Consider the following 19,039-nt stretch of genomic DNA (forward strand, 5'->3'; position numbering starts at 1 on the left):
TCCTTCGCGTTCTACCCATGAAGAAGCCGCCATGAGCGAACGAACCACATCTGCAAGCTGGGCTTCGGGGATCGTCAAGGCACTTGAACTGGAGGGGCTCGACTGCCGTGCCCTGTTTCAGCAGCTTGGGCTGGACTTCGCCGCGCTGGATGACCCCGATGCCCGCTTCACCCAGGACTCGATGACCCGCCTCTGGCTGCGCGCCGAGGAACTCTCGGGCAACCGTGCCATCGGCCTGAACATGGCGCGGGTGGTGCGTCCAGCGTCGTTTCATGTGGTCGGCTATGCACTGATGTCGAGCCGCACCCTGGCCGAAGGTTTCGAGCGCCTGGTGCGCTATCAGCGGATCATCGCCGAAAGCTCCGACCTGAGCTTTCGCCTGGGCGCAGAAGGCTACTCGCTGATTCTTACCGTGCATGGCGACCACCTGCCACCCACCCGACACAGTTCGGAGGCCTCGCTGGCCTGCGCCCTGGCGCTGTGCAGTTGGCTGAGCGGGCGGGTTATCCAGCCACGGCGGGTGCTGATTCAAGGCCCGCAACCGGCCGACCCGGAACCCTACAAGGTCGCTTTCCATGCCCCGCTGGTGTTTGGCGCCGCGCACGATGCGCTGGTGTTCGAGCGGGCCGACATGGAAGCGCCGTTGCCGACCGCCAACGAGGCCATGGCCACCTTGCACGACCGCTTTGCCGGGGAGTACCTGGCGCGCTTTTCCGAAAGCCGGGTGACCCACCGCGCCCGCCAGGTGCTGTGCCGGGTGCTGCCGCAGGGCGAGCCCAAGCGCGAGACCATCGCTCAGGCCCTGCACCTGTCGCAGCGCACCTTGCAGCGCCGCTTGCAGGAGGAGGGCACCAGCTTCCAGATCCTGCTCGATGACACCCGCCGCGAGCTGGCCGAGCAGTACCTGGCGCAGCCGAACATGACCCTGCTGGAAACCGCCTACCTGCTGGGGTTTGCCGACCCGAGCAACTTCTTTCGGGCGTTCCGCCGCTGGTTCGACGTGACGCCCGGTGAATACCGGACGCGGATGAGCGAGCCGCAACGCGACGCCAGGGTGGCGCCGGTCGACCTCAGTGACGCCAGAACGCCGGCATACATAGCACCAGCACGGTAATGATCTCCAGCCGGCCGAGCAGCATGCCGCCGGCCAGAATCCACTTCGCGGCATCCGGCAGGCTGGCAAAGTTGCCGGCCGGGCCGATGGTCTCGCCCAGCCCTGGGCCGACGCCCGACACGGTGCTGGCGGCGCCGGTCAGTGCAGTCATCCAGTCCACACCAAGCAACGACAGCAACAGGGCGATACCGCAGATGGTGATGGCAAAGAAGAACGAGAAGGTCAGGATCGAGCGCACGATCTCTTCGTCAAGCCGGTGCCCGTTGTACTTTTGCTTGATCACGGCACGTGGGTGAATCAGCTGGTTCAAGCTGGCCTTGAGCAGGATGTAGGCGACCTGGAAGCGGAAGATCTTGATCCCGCCGGCAGTCGAGCCCGAGCAACCGCCAATGAAGCCCAGGTAGAAGAACAGCATCAGCGAGAAGTTGCCCCACAGGCTGTAGTCGCCGAGGGCAAAGCCGGTGGTGGTAACCACCGAGGTGACGTTCAGCGCCACATGGCGCAGGGCATCCAGCCAGTGCAGGTTGGTGGTGGCCCAGTACCAGGTACCAAGCACCAGCCAGGTCACTACCAGCAGGCCGAGCAGACCCTGTACTTGCTGGTCCTTGATCAGCGCGCGGCGGTTACCGCGAAGGGTCGCCACGTAGAGGGTGAACGGTATGCTGCCGCAGATCATCACCACCACGGCAACCCAGTGCACAGCCGGCTGGTCCCACTTGGCCAGGCTCAGGTCGGAGGTGGAGAAGCCGCCGGTGGAGATCGCCGACATGGCGTGGTTGATCGCGTCGAACACGCTCATGCCGGCCAGCCAGAAGGCCAGCCCGCCGAGCGCGGTAATGCCGACATAGACCGCCACGATCGACTTGGCGACCATGTGCGAGCGTGGCATGACCTTTTCCGAGCGGTCCGAGGATTCGGTCTGGAACAGGCGCATGCCACCGATGCGCAGCAGCGGCAGAATGGCCACCGCCATGCCGATGAAGCCGATGCCGCCGAGCCAGTGCAGCAGCGAGCGCCACATGAGGATCCCCGGCGACATGTTGTCCAGGCCGCTGAGCACGGTGGCGCCGGTGGCGGTGATGCCGGACATGCTTTCGAAGAAGGCATCGGTGTAGCTGATGTGCTGGGTCAGCAGGAACGGCAGGGCCGCGAAGATGCACACCACCAGCCAACTGCTGACAGTGAGCAGGTACATGTCGCGCGGGCGCAGGTGCACGTGTTCGGGGCGCCCTGGAATGACCAGGGCCAGGCCGCCAATGAAGGTGATCAGGCTCGACCAGAGGAACGACGGCATGTCGTCGGTGCGTTCGTAGATGACCAGCGTGGCCATGGGCACGACCATGCTGATCGCCAGGGTGATCAGGAAGATGCCGATGATGAAACCAATGATCCTTAAGGTCGGCAACGCCATGTGATCTGCTCTGACTCGAAACGGAAGGGCGCCATTCTACCTATGGACCTCTCTAAGTAAACGCTAGAATAGCTGCACATTTCTCGACAAGGGGTAGCCGATGGAGGCTCTCGACGCGTTGCTCAACCGTGTTTCCGTTCCACGCTTGGTGGAGCCGGCACCGAATGCCGCGCAGCGCGAAGCGCTGTTCCAGGCCGCCTTGCGCGCGCCGGACCATGGTCAGCTGCGGCCCTGGCGGTTCCTCACCATCGAGGGCGCGGCGCGGGAAAAACTCGGTGAGTTGCTGGTAGCGGCGGCGCAGGCCAAGGGCGATGCCAGCCAGGCGGCGCTGGACAAGGCGCGGGCGATGCCGCTGCGCGCGCCGTTGCTGATCGTGGTGATTGCGCGTTTGCAGGAGCACTTCAAGGTGCCGAAGGCCGAGCAACTGATTGCGGCCGGGTGTGCGGCGCACGGTATTTTGATTGCGGCGCATGCACAGGGTATCGGCGCGGTGTGGCGCACAGGCGAGCTGTCGTACACCCGGCAGGTGGCCGAGGGCCTGGGGTTGGCGGCGGGCGAGGAGGTGATCGGCTTCCTCTACGTTGGCACGCCAGTGAACGAACCGCGCCAGGCGCCGGTGTTGGCGACTGAGGAATTCGTGAAAGCTTGGGGTTGAGTCCGGGCCTGGATGCGCACTGGTAGGCGCAGGCAAGCCAGCGCCTACAGGTGTTGGTGTTCCTGGGGTTCAGGCGCTCGGCACCAACGGCAACTCCAGCATCGCCACAAACCCGCCCTGCGGATGGTTCTCCAGCACCAGGCTGCCGCCGTGGCGCTCCGCCGCGCGGCGGGCGATCGCCAAACCCAGGCCATGTCCTGGCGCGCTCTGTCCCGGTGCCCGGTAGAACGGTTCACCCAACTGTGCCAGGTGTTCCGCCGCCACCCCCGGACCATGGTCGCGCACGCTCAGCACAATGCGCTCGCTGTCCTGGCTCGCGGTAATTTCGATCGGCTGCCCCGCCGGGCTGAAGCGCAAGGCGTTGCGCAGCAGGTTGTCCAGCGCCCGCTCAAGCAAGGTCGGCCAGCCCTGCAGATGCAACCCCGGCGTATCGCGCAGTACTAGCGGCTGCTCCGGCGCACTTAACTGGGCGTCCTTGCACACCGCCGCAAGCACCGCGTTCACGTCCACCGGCTCGGCATGTGCCTGTTCGGCGTCGACCCGTGCCAGTACCAGAATCTCGCTGATCAACGCCTCCAGTCGATCGCACTCACGGGTTAGCCGCGGCCAGTACGCGTCGCGCTGCTCCGGCGCGGCGCGCTCGGCCAGGGCCAGGGCAATGCGCAAGCGCGCCAATGGCGAGCGCAGTTCGTGCGAGACATCGCGCAGCAGTTGGCGCTGGCTGCCAATCAGGCTCTGCAACCGCGCACCCATGCGGTTGAAGTCATTGGCCAGCACGCCGAATTCGTCGCGACGGTTGGCCAGGCGGGCCAGGCTGTTCTGTTGATAACTGGTTTGCCCCAGGTCATGCACCGCCCCCCGCAGGCGGCTCAGCGGGCGGGTGATCGACAGGGTGACGAACAGGCTGAAAACGGTCAGCACCACGAGGGCGATGCCGAGCGCGCTCAACGGCCAGAGCAGGCTTTCACGATGCCAGGCGTCGAGTTCCGGGTGTGGGATGCGATAGATCAGCAGGTACGTGTCGCGGGTCTTGGGGCTGGTGTATTCCTCGGTCAGGCGTCGCCACGGCAATTGCCGGTCGTCGTTGTGCCGGCGCGCTTCGAAGGCCGCCGCACGGCGCGGAAAGGTGCCCGGGACCACCGCTTCGCCGCTGTCGTTGAGCACCTGCACGTCGATGTTGTAGCGCCGCTTGCGCAGTTCCAGGTAACGCTGGGCAGCTTCCGGACCTTGCTCTTCGTAACGCTGCGTCCAGTTTTTAGCCAGGGTATTGAGGCCCGGATGACGGCTGAGGATCCAGGCATCCTGGTTGAGCATGTGCCCGAGCAGGATCGACAGCCCGGCGACCAGGGCGATGGCCAGCCAGAAACTGGCCAGGATGCGCCAGAACAGTGAACGCAAGGGCATTTACCTCGAAGCCAAGAAGCCCGGCCTGCGCTGGCAGGCCGGGCGGGAGAAGGACAGCTTACTGGGCCTTGGTGGCTTTTTCAGCTTTCCAGGCTTTGAACTCGGCCCATTCGGCACGGCGTTCTTCGCGTTGCTTCGCCAGTTCGTCGAACTGTTTCTGCTGTTCCGGCTTGAGCAGCGCGCGAATCTCGGCCTGGGATTTGTCATGCTTGGCCTTGATCTCGTCGTTCATGGCTTTCTGATCGGCGGCGGGCAGCTTGGCCAGGTAGCGCTCGGTGATCTCGTGACGGCTCTTCATCTGCTCGCCCATCAGCTTGCCGATCTGCTGGCGCTGTTCGCGGGTCAGGTCCAGTTGGGCGAAAGGCGCGTCACCGCGGTGGTGCTCGCCGTGGCGCGGGCCGCCGTCAGGCATGGCCATGGCAACCGTCGGCAGGGCGGCAGCGAACATCAGGGCGATAAGGGTCTTGCGCATGGTCTCTCTCCTTTCAGGGGCCGGTCGTTACCGGATGTGCCCAGTTTAGGGAGCGCAAGGTCAAGGGCCGTCAGGCAAGGGTAAAGCTTGGGTAAAGAGGGTGGGGGGAAGGGCTGACAAACCTTTCCGGCGGCCGCTCCCACAAACCCCACCGATCTCCCCGTATTGACTCAGAGGCTGTAGTAGTAACCACGGCTGCGCAGCGCGACGATGCGCGGGCGGCCATCCGGGTGCGGGCCGATCTTTTTGCGCAGGTTGCTCACGTGCATGTCCAGGCTGCGGTCATACAGGGTCAACTTGCGGCCCAGGGCAATTTGCGCCAGTTCCTGCTTGTCCAGCGGTTCGCCGGGCTGGCGCAGCAATGCGTCGAGAATGCGACTCTCGGACAGGGTCAGGGTCAGCTCGCGACCATCGATGTCGACCACGCTGCGGGTCGGGCTGAAGCTCAGGTCGCCGACTTCCACCTGGGTTGGCGCTGGCGCCGGGTGGCTGCGGCGCAGCACCGCGCGCAAGCGCGCGGTCAGCTCGCGCGGGTCGCACGGCTTGGCCAGGTAATCATCGGCGCCCAGCTCCAGGCCGAGAATCCGGTCCAGCGGTTCGCCACGTGCCGAGAGCATCAGCACCGGCAACTCGGCATGCTCGCTGCGCAACTGCTTGAGCAGCTCAAGGCCGCTGCCGTCGGGCAGCATCACGTCCAGCACGACGGCCGCAGGAGTACTGCTGGCCAAGGCCTGGCGGGCACTCTCGCCATCGTGGCAGGCGCGTACCTGGAAACCTTCCTGGCTCAGCCAACTGCCGAGCAGTTCGCAGAGTTCCTGGTCGTCATCAATCAGTAACAGCTCGCTCATGTCTCACTCAATTCAACCATTGGCGGCGCCGTCTGAAGGTGCCGCTGGCTAAGATACCGCACACCGCCGCCAACAGGGCAACCCCGCCACCAATCAGGAACCACTGCTGCTGATCGGTCAGCAGGCGTGGCAGGCCACTGGCCTGGGCTTCCTTGAGTTGCAGCTTGAGGCGCTGGTTCTCCTGGCGCAAACGGGTCAGCTGGGCGCTCTCGCGCTCGCTGTCGGCATTTTGCAGTTGCTGGCTCAGCGCTTCGCGCTGGGTTTCGCTTTCTTTCAGTCGCTGTTGCAGTTCGGTGATCTGACTCCCGGCGCTCAACGACAGCGGGGTACTCGCCTGGGGCTCTTCAGCCTGGGCCAGCGGGGTCAGCAGCAACAGGCACAGCAGCATGGACAACGGACCTTGACGCATCGGAACTCCTGATTCCAAACGAGTATTCAGGAGAATGTCGGCAGCCAGGCAGGAATAATGAGCAACAAGGTGTGAAAACGGCGAAAGGCGCCCCGGTTTTGCCCGGTGCGCCCTTGTTGCAGGTTACGGCAGGACTTGCTTGAACGGCTTGACGATCACGTTGGCATAAACGCCCGCAGCGATGTACGGGTCGGCGTCGGCCCAGGCCTGGGCGGCGTTCAGCGAGTCGAACTCGGCGACGATCAGGCTACCGCTGAAACCGGCGGCACCCGGGTCGTTGCTGTCGATGGCCGGGTGCGGACCGGCCAGCACCACGCGGCCTTCGGCCTTGAGTTGCTGCAGGCGCTCCAGATGCGCCGGGCGGGCGGCCAGGCGCGCGTCCAGGGAATTGGCAACGTCGGTGGCGATGATTGCGTAGAGCATGTCAGTCCTCGGTTTTTGGGGTGGTCGGGTCGCTGTCGTGCAGGTGGCGCGACAGGTAGACACCCTGGGCGACGAGGAACAGCACGGTCATGCCGAGGCTGCCGAATACCTTGAAGTCGACCCAGAAGTCCTGGAAGGTGAACGCGACGAACAGATTGGCCGCGCCGCAGAACAGGAAGAAGCCGATCCAGGCGATGTTCAGGCGCGTCCAGACCGCGTCCGGCAGGCTCAGGGCGTGGCCCATGATGCGCTTGATCAACACCCGGTCGCCAATGAAGTGGCTACCGGTGAAGGCCAGGGCGAACAGCCAGTTGACCACCGGGGCTTTCCATTTGAGGAAGGTTTCGCTGTGGAAGGCCAGGGTCAGGCCGCCGAACACCAGGCAGGCGACCAAGGTCAGCCATTGGCCTTTTTCCAGGCGCCGCTGACGAATGAACAGCGCGCCATAGACCACCAGCGAGCTGGCAATCAGCATCGCCGTAGCGCTGTAGATGCCGCCGAAGGTGAAGGACTGGCCGGCAACGTCGACGGTGCGCGGGTCGAGTTTGTAAACGATGAAGAACAGCAACAGCGGGATGAAATCGATGAATTGTTTCACAGTGGCAGCCAGAAGCAGGATGTGCCGGCATAATAACAAACATCAATGAGAGCGAAAGCGTCACCTATGAATGTTGATCTGCACTGCCACAGCACCGCCTCCGATGGCTCTTTGACGCCTACGGCGCTGGTTGCGCGTGCTCATGAGCGCGGCGTGCAGCTGCTGTCGCTGACCGACCACGATACCCTCGACGGCCTGTCCGAGGCCCGCGCAGCGGCCCAGGTGCTGGGCATGCGCTGGGTCAGCGGGGTCGAACTGTCCTGCACCTGGGCCGGTGCCACCATCCATATTCTTGGCTACGATTTCGCCCTCGACGCACCCCCGTTGGTCGCCGCGGTCCAGTCGCTGCACGAAGGGCGCTGGTTGCGGGCCGAGGAAATCGGCCGGCGCCTGGCGGCCAAGGGCATGCCCGGGGCGCTGGACGGCGCGCGGGCGATCCAGCAAGCCCTGGGCGACAGCGGCAACGCGCCGGCGCGGCCGCATTTCGCCGACTTCCTGATCCAGGCCGGCCACGTCAAGGACCGCGCCGAGGCGTTTCGCAAGTGGCTCGGCGCCGGCAAGCTGGGCGATGTGAAACTGCACTGGCCGACGCTCGAAGACACCGTCCAGACCCTGCGCAGTGCCGGCGCCTGGGTCAGCCTGGCGCACCCGATGCACTATGATTTCACCCGCAGCAAGCGCCGTCGGCTGATTGCCGACTATATTCAAGCGGGCGGGCAGGCGTTGGAAGTGGTCAATGGCATGATGCCGGCCGAGCAGGTCGGCACGATGTCGATCCTGGCCCGCGAATTTGGCCTGCTGGCCAGTGCCGGCAGCGATTTTCATGGCCCGGGCACCTGGTCCGAGATCGGGGTGCACCGACCTCTGCCGGAGGATCTGCCGCCGCTGTGGCGTCGGTTCAAACATGAGCAGCCTATCGCGGCCGTCTGAACAGGAAGGACAAGTGAGTCAATTTTTCCAGATTCATGCGGAGAACCCGCAAGCGCGCCTGATCAAACAGGCGGTCGAAATCATCCGCAAGGGCGGGGTGGTGGTCTACCCCACCGACTCGGCCTACGCCATGGGTTGCCAGATCGGTGACAAGAACGCCGTCGAGCGGGTTCGCCGCCTGCGGCAGTTGGACAAGAACCACAACTTCACCCTGCTGTGCTGCGACCTGTCGCAGATGGGCCTGTTCGCCAAGATCGACACGGCCAACTTCCGTCTGCTCAAGGCCCATGTGCCCGGCCCCTATACCTTCGTCCTCAACGCCACCCGCGAAGTGCCACGCCTGTTGCTGCACGACAAGCGCCGTACCATTGGCCTGCGCGTGCCGTCCAACCCGATTGCCCTGGCCCTGCTGGAGGAACTCGGCGAGCCGCTGATGAGCGTGAGCCTGATCATGCCCGGCGAAACCGAGCCGATGACCGATCCCTATGAGATCCGCCAGGCTCTGGAGCATCACGTAGACCTGATCATCGACGGCGGTTTCGGCGATCTCAAGGCCTCCACTGTGATCGACCTGTCGGGCGACGAGCCCGAGGTGATCCGCGTCGGTTGTGGCGATCCGGCCCCGTTCATGGTCGAAGCGTGAGCCAGGCGTCAAGCGTCGAAGCGGTTGTCGATCCCCAGGCCGGTGCCCAGCAGGAACTGCCGCTGGTGCTGGTCTACGGTCAGGCGCTCACCGAAATGCCGGTGGACCTGTACATCCCGCCGGATGCGCTGGAAGTCTTTCTCGAAGCCTTCGAAGGCCCGCTCGACCTGCTGCTGTACCTGATCCGCAAGCAGAACGTCGACATCCTCGACATTCCCGTGGCGGAAATTACCCGGCAGTACATGGGCTACGTCGAGCTGATGAAGGAAGTGCGCCTGGAACTGGCCGCCGAGTACCTGGTGATGGCCGCCATGCTCGCCGAGATCAAGTCGCGCATGCTCTTGCCGCGCTCCGCCGAGGTCGAGGCGGAAGAGGACGATCCGCGTGCCGAACTGATCCGTCGCCTGCAGGAATATGAGCGCTTCAAGGCCGCTGCCGAAGGCATCGACGGCCTCAGCCGGGTTGGCCGGGAAATCATCGTGCCGCGCCTCGACGCGCCGCAGGCCAAGGCGCGCAAGCTGTTGCCGGATGTCAGCCTGGAAGAAGTGCTGCTGTCGATGGCCGAAGTGATGCGCCGTGGCGATCTGTTCGAAAGCCATCAGGTCAGTCGCGAGGCGCTGTCGACCCGCGAACGCATGAGCGAGGTGCTGGAACGGCTCAAGGGTGGCGGTTTCGTGCCCTTCGTCGAGCTGTTTACGGCCGAAGAAGGCAAGCTCGGCGTGGTGGTGACCTTTATGGCGATTCTTGAGCTGGTCAAGGAATCGCTGGTGGAATTGGTGCAAAATGAGCCGTTTGCCCCGATCCACGTGCGCGCCCGCGCCGAGTAACCTCCACGAGCCCATCGATGAACCTGACCGATCCGCGCGACCTCGCGCCCCTGCTGGAGGCCTTTCTGCTGGCCTCGGGTAAACCGCAATCGCTGGAGCGCCTTTTCGAACTGTTCGAGGAAGCCGAGCGCCCGGAAGCGGCGGTATTCAAGAAGGCCCTTGAACTGCTGCGCAAGTCCTGCGCGGGGCGTGCCTTCGAACTGAAGGAAGTCGCCTCGGGTTATCGCCTGCAGATTCGCGAAGACTACGCGCCCTGGGTCGGCCGCTTGTGGGAAGAGCGCCCGCAGCGCTACTCCCGGGCCTTGCTCGAAACCCTGGCGCTGATTGCCTACCGCCAGCCCATTACCCGTGGCGAGATCGAGGATGTGCGCGGCGTGGCGGTGAACACCAACATCATCAAGACCCTGCTCGAGCGCGAGTGGGTGCGCATCGTCGGCTACCGCGAAGTCCCCGGCAGGCCGGCGATGTTCGCCACCACCAAGGCGTTTCTCGACCACTTCAACCTGAAGAACCTCGACGACCTGCCGTCGCTGGCCGAACTGCGCGAAATGGAGCCCGAGCCGCTGCTGGAGCTGGACGATGCGCCGGTGCCGGCGCACCTGCAGGCGCTGGCCGATGCAAGCGCCGAAGAACCGCCAGTGGTCGAGGAGACCAGCTTCCGCAGCCTGCTGGTGGAGCTGGACTCGATGGAGGAGGGCTTGAAGATCGACTTCGACGATCTGCTGCCGGACACGCCAGAGGTCAGCACCGACGACGAAGACCTTGAAGCGTTGCCGGCGGTGCCGCGCGACTGAGCCGGCCTTCGGGCAGAAAAACCCGTTGCGCCGAGGAATATCGACTAGTCTGTGGTGCGTTCATGGCGCGTTCAGCGTATGATTTGCGACCTTTTTGGCGCCCGTTCGCCAGAAACCCGAATTCAAACACTACTTACACCGGGAGGTGCCCAGATGAGTGAGCAAGACCTGCAAGACACCCCGCCACGCCCCGCTGGCGAAAAACTTCAAAAAGTCCTGGCGCGCATTGGCGTCGGCTCGCGTCGCGACGTTGAAGCCTGGATCGGCGAAGGCCGGATCAAGGTCAACGGCGTTGCCGCTACCCTCGGTCAGCGCGTCGACATGCACGATGCGATTTCCGTCGACGGTCGCCTGATCAAGCGCGAAGAAGCCGCCGAAACCGTACGCCGCGTGATCATGTACAACAAGCCTGATGGCGAGATCTGCACCCGTGACGACCCGGAAGGCCGCCCGACCGTGTTCGACCGCCTGCCACGGCCGAAAGAAGGCCGCTGGATCAACGTCGGCCGTCTCGACATCAATACCACCGGCCTGCTGATGTTCACCACCGACGGTGAGCTGGCCAACCGCCTGATGCACCCGTCGTCGGAAATGGACCGCGAGTACGCCGTACGTGTCCGCGGTGAAGTCGACGAAGACATGATTGCCCGCCTCAAGGCTGGCGTTGTGCTCGAAGACGGCCCGGCGCGTTTCACCGATATCCAGGAAGCGCCTGGCGGTGAAGGTTTCAACCACTGGTATCACTGCGTGGTGATGGAAGGGCGCAACCGTGAAGTTCGCCGCCTGTGGGAATCCCAGGGGTTGGTGGTCAGCCGCCTGAAGCGCGTGCGTTTCGGCCCGGTGTTCCTCAATTCCGACCTGCCGATGGGCCGCTGGCGCGAAATGAGCCAGGGCGAAGTCAACATCCTCGCCGGCGAAGTGGGCCTGGCCCCGGTCGCGTTGCCAGCGGTCAAGGGCAAGGACAAGGAAAAGGCCGAGCGTATGCAGCGCAAGTCGTCCAAGCCGATTGGCCGTGGCGAGCGCGTGCGTTCGTTGCGTCCGGCGAAGGAGGGTGCGAGCGAGCGCCCGGCGCGTCAGCCGCGCGATGAAGGCGCTGCCGGCCGTAAAGGGCGCAGCACGGTCGCCGAGCGTCCGAGCGACATGAAGCAACGCCGTCCGGCGCCGAAGCGCCCGGGTAGCAGCCGTGGCAAGCCGCCAAAGGCTGACTGAGTGGTGTGAGTGTGAAAAGGCCATCCTTCGGGGTGGCTTTTTTTGGTCTGGCGTTCGGTGCTCGTCCCGCGATGAGGCCATAGCAGACGCTCTAGATCAAGGGTTGTAAAGCATTTACACCGCATTGTAAAAATATCGTTACAAATTCCCGCGCAATTGCCAGTCAAATCCTCAGCGCCGCAGTCCGCGTAAACAAACCTTGCCGAAACCCCGTCGGCGAACTGCTTTACGCTCACGTCAAGGCCTTGCTCCAGCCCGCAGACAACGGTGATATGTGCCCATTGCCATCGTGCACAGCCCGGCCGCAGAGCCAGGTAAAACATAAGAACAAATGGAGGCGCCATGCACGCCGTACACGTCCCCAGGCTTCATCTCTCCCGCCGGATCGCTGCGTCTCGTCGTCAGACAGTTACGCAACGTGTTGACCCCTGCGTCAAAGCAAGGGTATACAATGCGCCGCGTTTTAACTGTGACCCTAATGCGTACCGCGCAACCTTGCTGACGCCAGGCTGATCCGTCCGGGTTCCCGCCCGAGCTGAACAGCTCTAGTCCAAGACTCCCAAGGCAACCACCTTGTTAATTCCGCTGCGCCACGAGCGCGGTGGGTCCGATTCCGTCACAGATAAAAACAAACAGGTGACTTCGTTCATGAGTGGACAAAACTCGCATTCAGGTGAGCTCAAGCGCGGCCTGAAAAACCGTCACATCCAGCTGATCGCGCTGGGCGGTGCCATCGGTACCGGCCTGTTCCTGGGTTCGGCCGGCGTGCTGCAATCGGCCGGGCCGTCGATGATCCTCGGCTACGCCATCTGCGGTTTCATCGCCTTCCTGATCATGCGCCAGCTCGGCGAAATGATCGTCGAAGAGCCGGTTGCCGGTTCCTTCAGCCACTTCGCCCACAAGTACTGGGGCGGTTTCGCCGGTTTCCTGTCGGGCTGGAACTGCTGGATCCTGTACATTCTGGTCGGCATGTCGGAGCTGACCGCCGTCGGCAAGTATGTCCACTACTGGTGGCCGGAAATCCCTACCTGGGTCTCGGCGGCAGCCTTCTTCCTGCTGATCAACGCAATCAACCTGGCCAACGTCAAAGTCTTCGGCGAAGCCGAGTTCTGGTTCGCCATCATCAAGGTCCTGGCGATTGTCGGCATGATCGGCCTGGGCAGCTACATGCTGGTCAGCGGCAGCGGCGGCCCGGAAGCCTCGGTAAGCAACCTGTGGGCGCACGGCGGCTTCTTCCCGCACGGTGTCAGCGGCCTGGTCATGGCCATGGCGGTGATCATGTTCAGCTTCGGCGGCCTGGAAATGCTCGGTTTCACCGCCGCTGAAGCCGACAAGCCAAAAACCGTGATCCCGAAAGCGATCAACCAGGTCATCTACCGCATCCTGATCTTCTACATCGGCGCCCTGGTCGTACTGCTGTCGCTGACCCCATGGGACAGCCTGGTTACCAGCCTGACCTCCGGCGGCGACGCCTACAGCGCCAGCCCGTTCGTGCAGGTGTTCTCGCTGCTCGGTAGCAATACTGCTGCGCATATCCTGAACTTCGTGGTCCTGACCGCGGCACTCTCGGTGTACAACAGCGGCACCTACTGCAACGCCCGTATGCTCTATGGCATGGCCGAACAGGGCGATGCGCCGAAGAGCCTGGCGAAGATCGACAAGCGCGGCGTGCCGGTGCGTTCGATCCTGGCCTCGGCCGCGGTGACCGTGGTGGCTGTGCTGCTCAACTACCTGATGCCGCACAGCGCGCTGGAGCTGCTGATGTCGCTGGTGGTCGCGACCCTGGTGATCAACTGGGCGATGATCAGCTTCTCGCACTTCAAGTTCCGTCAGCACATGGACCGCACTGGCCAGACCTCGCTGTTCAAGGCCCTGTGGTACCCGTACGGCAACTTCCTGTGCCTGGCCTTCGTGGTGTTTATCCTGGGCATCATGCTATTGATGGATGGCATCCGCGTTTCGGTGTACGCGATTCCGGTGTGGGTCGTGGTGATGTGGGTGTGCTACCAGCTCAAGAGCAAGCGCACTGTCGCCAATGGCCTGGCGCCGGGCGTCGGCGCAACGGCCAAGTAAGGCTTGGCGTCACCACGAAAAGCCCGGCCCAGTGCCGGGCTTTTTGGTTTTACCGGATGGCCGGCGTATCCTGTGCGCCTGCTCCTTTTCAAAGCCAGGCCCATGCTAATCCTCTCCCATGCAGTGCACATTCCCGACGACGAGATCGAGCTCAACGCGATTCGCGCCCAGGGTGCGGGCGGGCAGAACGTCAACAAGGTTTCCAGTGCCGTGCACTTGCGCTTCGACAGCCAGGCATCGTCGCTGCCGGCGTTCTACAAGGAGCGCCTGCTGGCGTTTCGCGACAGCCGGATTACTGCCGACGGCGTGGTGGTCATCAAGGCCCAGCAGTACCGGACCCAGGAGCAGAATCGCAGCGATGCCCTGGAGCGTCTGCGCGAGCTGATCCTGGCGGCAACCAAGGTCGAGAAGGCGCGCCGGCCAACACGGCCGACCCTGGGTTCGAAAACCCGACGGCTGGATACCAAGAGCAAGCGCGGTGCGATCAAGGCTGGGCGCGGCAAGATCGATTACTGAATGTCGTGAACATGCGCCGCGAGCAGGAAGGCCGGGGCAAATCGACCGGTTCTGATGAAATCTGGCAGGGGGCTGGAGCCGTGTGAAAACCCGTGAGTGGGGGAGCCCCCTGTTAGCGCGGTTTTCACACGTCCTGTACGGCGCGGTTATTCCTGGTCGGCGCTGGGGTTTTCGTCGCCTTGGGTGTCAGCCGCTTGGGCTGGCTCGGCGCTCTGGGGAGCAGGGGCCTGCTCGGCGTGGTTCAGGCTTGGGAAGGGAAGATTCGGGATTTCATGCATCTCGTCGTTCCTCGCAAGTTTAAAGGTGGAAAGGCTGCGCAAGGCGCGCGTGGCTTCAGGAAAGCTCGGGCAGGATACAGGAGTCTGGATGACAGTATGAATTTTCCTGCCGATTGGCGGGAATGTGCTGGTGGGGTGTTAGCACCGGATAGCGGAACGCGCCCGCTCCCACAAGGATTCGGCGAATGCCGTTCCTGTGGGAGCGGGTGCGTCCCGCGATGCTTTTAGCAGACGTCCGCAATCGCCGCCGCCAACAGCGCCAGGCGTGCCGCATCGGCGCCGGCGACGTTGGCCCGGCCGGTGCCGACCATGTACACGCTGTGCTGCTCTCGCAGTTGTTTGACCTGCTCCGGTGACAGCCCGGTGTAGGAGAACATTCCGCGTTGTGCAGCAATGTGTGCAAAGCGCTCACTCAAGCCATGCGGTGCCAAGGCCGCCACCAGGCCGACCCGCAGCTCGGCAATGCGCTGGCGCATGGCCTCGACTTCCTCGACCCACAAGCGTTTGAGCGCCGCATCGCCGAGAATCTCGGCGACTACCGCCGCACCATGGTCTGGCGGCGTCGACCACAGGTTGCGGGCCAGCAAGGCCAGTTGGCTGCGTACATCCAGCAGCTTCTGGGCATCCTGCGCGCACACCAGCAGGGCGCCGGTACGTTCGCGGTACAGGCCGAAGTTCTTCGAGCAGGAACTGGTGACCAGCAGCTCAGGCAGTTGTTCGGCGAACAGCCGTACCGCCCAGGCATCTTCTTCCAGGCCATCGCCAAAGCCCTGGTAGGCAAAGTCGATCAGCGGCAGCAGCTCGCGCCGCCGCACCACCTCCAGCACTGCCAGCCAGTCGGCCTGCGCCAGGTCGAAGCCAGTCGGGTTGTGACAGCAGGCGTGCAGCAGTACCACGTCGCCTAGCGGTGCCGCTTCCAGCGCAGCCAGCATGCCGGCGACGTTCAGGCGATTGTCGGCACCCACGTAAGGGTAGTGGTTCACCTTGAGCCCGGCGCTGGCGAAGATCGTTTCATGGATCGGCCAGGTCGGGTCGCTCAGCCAGATACCACGCCCCGGCAGGCACTGTTCGATGAACTCGGCAGCCAGGCGCAGCGCGCCGGTACCACCGGGGGTCTGCGTGGCGCCGACCCGTTGCGCAGCGATCAGCGACGATTCGCCGCCCATCACCAGCTCGCTGATCAGGCGCTGGAAGGCCGCATCGCCGTGACCGCCGACGTAGCTTTTGCTGGCCTGGCTGGCCAGTAGGCGCTGTTCGGCCTGCTTGACCGCAGCTGGAATCGGCGTGAGGCCCTGGGCGTCCTTGAACACGCCGACACCGAGGTCGAACTTGTTCGGGTTGCTGTCTTTGGCATACGCCTCCATCAGCCCCAGGATCGGGTCGCCCGGTACGCGCGCGATCGCGCCGAAGTGCATTACTTGCGACCTTCGGCGGTGCTGGCGACCTCGTCGGTACGCGCGGCCATGATGAAGTCGTTACGGTGCAGGCCCTTGATCGAGTGGCTCCACCAGGTCACGGTGACTTTGCCCCACTCGGTCAGCAGGCCTGGGTGATGGCCTTCGGCCTCGGAGATTTCACCGACCGCGTTGGTGAAGGCCAGGGCATGCTTGAAATTCTTGAACAGGAAGACTTTTTCCAGCTGCATGATGCCGTCGCGGACTTCGATGTTCCAATCCGGGATCTGCTTGATCAGTACCGGCAGTTCTTCGTCGCTGACCTGTGGGGCATCGGCACGGCAGGCTTCGCAGTGGGCTTGGTTCAAGGCGTTCATAGGTTCTTCCGCAAGTAGTTTGTTATTGGTTTGCAAGGGTCGCTCAAGCGGCGACCTTCGGTGGGAATTTTGGCGCATGCAGGCCCAGTTGCTGGCCACGCTGGACCATGCCCATGATGTCTTCATGGGCCAGTTCGAACAGGCGCTTGAGCTCTGGCAGCACGAAGTACAGCGGCTGCAGGATATCGATACGGTATGGCGTGCGCATGGCTTCGAGCGGGTCGAAGGCCTGGTGCTCGGGCTCGTCGGACAGGCTGTAGACGGTCTCTTTCGGCGAGGAGAGGATGCCGCCGCCGTAGATCTTGCGACCTTGCGGGGTATCGACCAGGCCGAACTCGATGGTCATCCAGTACAGGCGGGCAAGGTACACGCGCTGCTCTTTGGTCGCTGCCAGGCCCAGCTTGCCGTAGGTGTGGGTGAATTCGGCGAACCAGGGGTTGGTCAGCAGTGGGCAGTGGCCGAAGATCTCGTGGAAGATGTCCGGCTCTTGCAAATAGTCGAGTTCTTCTTCGGTACGAATGAAGGTGGCCACCGGGAAACGCTTGCTCGCCAGCAGTTCGAAGAAGGTCTGGAACGGGATCAGCGCCGGGACGCGCTCGACCTGCCAGCCGGTGGTGGCGCCAAGCACCTTGTTGATTTCAGCGAGCTGCGGAATGCGGTCGTGGGGGAGGTTCAGCTGTTCGATGCCGTCCAGGTATTCCTGGCACGCGCGCCCCTCGATCACTTTCAGTTGGCGGGTGATCAGGGTGTTCCACACGGCATGTTCATGCGCCGGGTAGTCGATAAAACCTGTCGCGTCGGGCTCGCGGGCCACGTACTGCGTCTGTTTCATGCTGCTCTCCTGGTGAGGGCCTTTTTTGTTATGTGAGTGGCACAAGCCATGGCCCTAGAGATAGCCGGTTATACGGCCCGGCGCACTACCCGCAGGAGCGCCGCCAGCCGCTTTGGCGGGTGAAATCTGTAACGCAAATTTTACGAATCCGCCGGGCTTCTGAAATATAGGCGACATTCGCGACTGTGAAAGGCTGATTTTGTAACGTATTCTTTACGAAAATTCGGACGATTATTCAGATAGTTCCTCTGTTTAGCCTATTTGTAGGACCTTTCATGCGTATCAAAGTGCATTGCCAGAACCGCATCGGCATTCTGCGGGACATCCTCACCCTGTTGGTGGAGTACGGCATCAACGTGGCCCGTGGCGAAGTCGGCGGCGACCACGGCAATGCCATCTACCTGCACTGCCCGAACCTGATCAACCTGCAGTTCCAGGCACTGCGACCCAAGTTCGAGGCGATTACCGGGGTGTTCGGGGTCAAGCGGGTCGGGCTGATGCCCAGCGAGCGTCGGCACATGGAACTGAATGCCTTGCTCGGCGCGCTGGATTTCCCGGTGCTGTCGATCGACATGGGCGGCTCCATCGTCGCGGCCAACCGCGCGGCGGCGCAGTTGCTCGGGGTGCGCGTGGACGAGGTGCCGGGCATTCCGCTATCGCGCTACGCCGAGGACTTCGACCTGCCCGAGCTGGTGCGGGCGAACAAGTCGCGGATCAATGGGCTGCGGGTCAAGGTCAAGGGCGATGTGTTCCTCGCCGACATCGCCCCGTTGCAGTCTGAGCACGACGACAGCGAAGCGCTGGCAGGCGCGGTACTGACGCTGCACCGCGCCGATCGTATCGGCGAGCGTATCTATAACGTGCGCAAACAGGAGCTGCGCGGTTTCGACAGCATCTTCCAGAGCTCGAAAGTGATGGCCGCAGTGGTGCGCGAAGCGCGACGCATGGCACCGCTGGATGCACCGCTGCTGATCGAGGGCGAAACCGGTACTGGCAAGGAACTGCTGGCCCGCGCCTGTCACCTGGCCAGCCCGCGCGGCCAGGCGCCGCTGATGGCGCTCAATTGCGCCGGCTTGCCCGAGTCGATGGCCGAGACCGAACTGTTCGGCTATGGCCCCGGCGCTTTCGAGGGGGCCCGTGCCGAAGGCAAGCTGGGCCTGCTGGAGTTGACCGCCGGCGGTACGCTGTTCCTCGACGGCGTCGGCGAGATGAGCCCGCGCTTGCAGGTGAAGCTGCTGCGCTTCCTGCAGGATGGTTGCTTCCGGCGGGTCGGCAGCGACGAAGAGGTGTACCTGGATGTGCGGGTGATCTGCGCGACCCAGGTCGATTTGTCCGAGTTGTGCGCGCGCGGTGAGTTCCGTCAGGACCTGTATCACCGGCTCAATGTGCTGTCGCTGCACATTCCACCGTTGCGCGATTGCCTCGATGGCCTGGCACCGCTGGTCGAGCACTTCCTCGACCAGGCTAGCCGGCAGATCGGCTGTGCCTTGCCGCGGCTGGCCCCGGCCGTGCTGGAGCGGTTGAGTCAATACCACTGGCCGGGCAACGTGCGTCAGTTGGAGAACGTGCTGTTCCAGGCGGTTTCCCTGTGCGAGGGCGGCGTGGTCAAGCCGGAGCATATCCGCCTGCCGGATTACGGCGGGCGCCAGCCGCTGGGCGAGTTCTCCCTGGAGGGGGGGCTTGAGGAGATCGTCGGCCGCTTCGAAAAGGCTGTACTGGAGCGGCTGCTCGTCGACCATGCGAGCAGTCGCGCCCTGGGCAAGCGACTCGGCGTGTCGCACACGACGATTGCCAACAAGCTGCGCCAGTATGGTGTGGGCAAGGCCGAGTGA

General features: G+C 63.7%; 21 protein-coding genes. 10 read left to right on the forward strand and 11 right to left on the reverse strand.

The window, feature by feature from the left end:
* The first annotated feature begins 31 nt into the window (after positions 1-31).
* On the forward strand, positions 32-1,114 hold the full coding sequence (locus DCO48_RS09245) for an AraC family transcriptional regulator (RefSeq protein ID WP_116550303.1): 1,083 nt from the start codon (positions 32-34) through the stop codon (positions 1,112-1,114).
* On the opposite strand, the gene DCO48_RS09250 is transcribed toward DCO48_RS09245, so the two are convergent.
* Positions 1,071-2,525 carry a TrkH family potassium uptake protein gene (locus DCO48_RS09250; protein ID WP_116550304.1) on the reverse strand — a complete coding sequence of 485 codons (1,455 nt, stop codon included), beginning with the start codon at positions 2,523-2,525 and terminating at the stop codon, positions 1,071-1,073. The genes DCO48_RS09245 and DCO48_RS09250 overlap by 44 nt on opposite strands.
* Before the next feature lie 100 nt (positions 2,526-2,625).
* On the opposite strand from DCO48_RS09250, the gene DCO48_RS09255 reads away from it, so the two are divergent.
* Entirely contained in the window at positions 2,626-3,180 is a 555-nt protein-coding gene (locus tag DCO48_RS09255) for a nitroreductase family protein (protein WP_116550305.1), read from the forward strand.
* 69 nt (positions 3,181-3,249) lie between these two features.
* On the opposite strand, the gene DCO48_RS09260 is transcribed toward DCO48_RS09255, so the two are convergent.
* From DCO48_RS09260 to DCO48_RS09285, 6 genes are all read right to left on the reverse strand, one after another.
* On the reverse strand, positions 3,250-4,584 hold the full coding sequence (locus tag DCO48_RS09260) for a HAMP domain-containing sensor histidine kinase (protein ID WP_116550306.1): 1,335 nt from the start codon (positions 4,582-4,584) through the stop codon (positions 3,250-3,252).
* Positions 4,585-4,642: 58 nt separating this feature from the next.
* Positions 4,643-5,056 (reverse strand): Spy/CpxP family protein refolding chaperone, encoded by a 414-nt coding sequence (locus DCO48_RS09265; protein ID WP_116550307.1) that lies wholly within the window; start codon positions 5,054-5,056, stop codon positions 4,643-4,645.
* A 170-nt stretch (positions 5,057-5,226) separates the two neighbouring features.
* Positions 5,227-5,904: a response regulator transcription factor gene (locus DCO48_RS09270; RefSeq protein ID WP_116550308.1), complete on the reverse strand. Its 678-nt coding sequence runs from the start codon at positions 5,902-5,904 to the stop codon at positions 5,227-5,229.
* A gap of 7 nt (positions 5,905-5,911) precedes the next feature.
* Entirely contained in the window at positions 5,912-6,313 is a 402-nt protein-coding gene (locus tag DCO48_RS09275; RefSeq protein ID WP_116550309.1) for a translation initiation factor 2, read from the reverse strand.
* Between the two features lie 123 nt (positions 6,314-6,436).
* Positions 6,437-6,736, reverse strand: a complete 300-nt coding sequence (locus tag DCO48_RS09280) for a YciI family protein (protein ID WP_116550310.1) — start codon at positions 6,734-6,736, stop codon at positions 6,437-6,439.
* 1 nt (position 6,737) lies between these two features.
* The gene (locus tag DCO48_RS09285; protein ID WP_116550311.1) at positions 6,738-7,334 is read right to left on the reverse strand and encodes a septation protein A; all 597 of its coding nucleotides are present in this window, start codon (positions 7,332-7,334) and stop codon (positions 6,738-6,740) included.
* Positions 7,335-7,400: 66 nt separating this feature from the next.
* Between DCO48_RS09285 and DCO48_RS09290 the strand changes: the two genes are divergently transcribed.
* The 7 genes from DCO48_RS09290 to arfB all read left to right on the forward strand — a co-directional run bounded on the left by DCO48_RS09290 (position 7,401) and on the right by arfB (position 14,326).
* Positions 7,401-8,264 (forward strand): PHP domain-containing protein, encoded by an 864-nt coding sequence (locus DCO48_RS09290; protein ID WP_116550312.1) that lies wholly within the window; start codon positions 7,401-7,403, stop codon positions 8,262-8,264.
* 13 nt (positions 8,265-8,277) lie between these two features.
* Entirely contained in the window at positions 8,278-8,907 is a 630-nt protein-coding gene (locus DCO48_RS09295) for an L-threonylcarbamoyladenylate synthase (protein ID WP_116550313.1), read from the forward strand.
* 128 nt (positions 8,908-9,035) lie between these two features.
* Positions 9,036-9,734, forward strand: a complete 699-nt coding sequence (locus DCO48_RS09300) for a ScpA family protein (protein WP_165840757.1) — start codon at positions 9,036-9,038, stop codon at positions 9,732-9,734.
* A gap of 17 nt (positions 9,735-9,751) precedes the next feature.
* Entirely contained in the window at positions 9,752-10,528 is a 777-nt protein-coding gene (gene scpB / locus DCO48_RS09305; RefSeq protein ID WP_116550315.1) for an SMC-Scp complex subunit ScpB, read from the forward strand.
* A 153-nt stretch (positions 10,529-10,681) separates the two neighbouring features.
* Entirely contained in the window at positions 10,682-11,737 is a 1,056-nt protein-coding gene (rluB, locus tag DCO48_RS09310) for a 23S rRNA pseudouridine(2605) synthase RluB (protein WP_116550316.1), read from the forward strand.
* A 648-nt stretch (positions 11,738-12,385) separates the two neighbouring features.
* Positions 12,386-13,810: an amino acid permease gene (locus DCO48_RS09315; protein WP_116550317.1), complete on the forward strand. Its 1,425-nt coding sequence runs from the start codon at positions 12,386-12,388 to the stop codon at positions 13,808-13,810.
* Between the two features lie 102 nt (positions 13,811-13,912).
* Positions 13,913-14,326, forward strand: coding sequence for an alternative ribosome rescue aminoacyl-tRNA hydrolase ArfB (gene arfB / locus DCO48_RS09320; RefSeq protein WP_116550318.1), 414 nt, complete (start codon positions 13,913-13,915; stop codon positions 14,324-14,326).
* A gap of 146 nt (positions 14,327-14,472) precedes the next feature.
* Here the strand turns inward: arfB and DCO48_RS22950 are convergent, their stop codons facing one another.
* The 4 genes from DCO48_RS22950 to phhA form a co-directional block, all read right to left on the reverse strand.
* The gene (locus tag DCO48_RS22950) at positions 14,473-14,604 is read right to left on the reverse strand and encodes a hypothetical protein (RefSeq protein WP_256584046.1); all 132 of its coding nucleotides are present in this window, start codon (positions 14,602-14,604) and stop codon (positions 14,473-14,475) included.
* A 224-nt stretch (positions 14,605-14,828) separates the two neighbouring features.
* Positions 14,829-16,019: an amino acid aminotransferase gene (locus DCO48_RS09325; RefSeq protein ID WP_116550319.1), complete on the reverse strand. Its 1,191-nt coding sequence runs from the start codon at positions 16,017-16,019 to the stop codon at positions 14,829-14,831.
* A complete protein-coding gene (locus DCO48_RS09330) occupies positions 16,019-16,375 on the reverse strand; it encodes a 4a-hydroxytetrahydrobiopterin dehydratase (RefSeq protein WP_036994257.1) in 357 nt (118 codons plus the stop codon). The genes DCO48_RS09325 and DCO48_RS09330 overlap by 1 nt, the downstream gene beginning before the upstream one ends.
* A 43-nt stretch (positions 16,376-16,418) precedes the next feature.
* Positions 16,419-17,207 carry a phenylalanine 4-monooxygenase gene (gene phhA / locus DCO48_RS09335; protein WP_116550320.1) on the reverse strand — a complete coding sequence of 263 codons (789 nt, stop codon included), beginning with the start codon at positions 17,205-17,207 and terminating at the stop codon, positions 16,419-16,421.
* A gap of 275 nt (positions 17,208-17,482) precedes the next feature.
* Here phhA and DCO48_RS09340 point away from each other — a divergent pair, with 275 nt between their 5' ends.
* Complete coding sequence (locus tag DCO48_RS09340) at positions 17,483-19,039, forward strand: sigma-54-dependent transcriptional regulator (RefSeq protein WP_116550321.1); 1,557 nt, start codon at positions 17,483-17,485, stop codon at positions 19,037-19,039.

The sequence above is a fragment of the Pseudomonas sp. SDI genome, assembly GCF_003105155.1.
Classification (GTDB): Bacteria; Pseudomonadota; Gammaproteobacteria; order Pseudomonadales; family Pseudomonadaceae; genus Aquipseudomonas.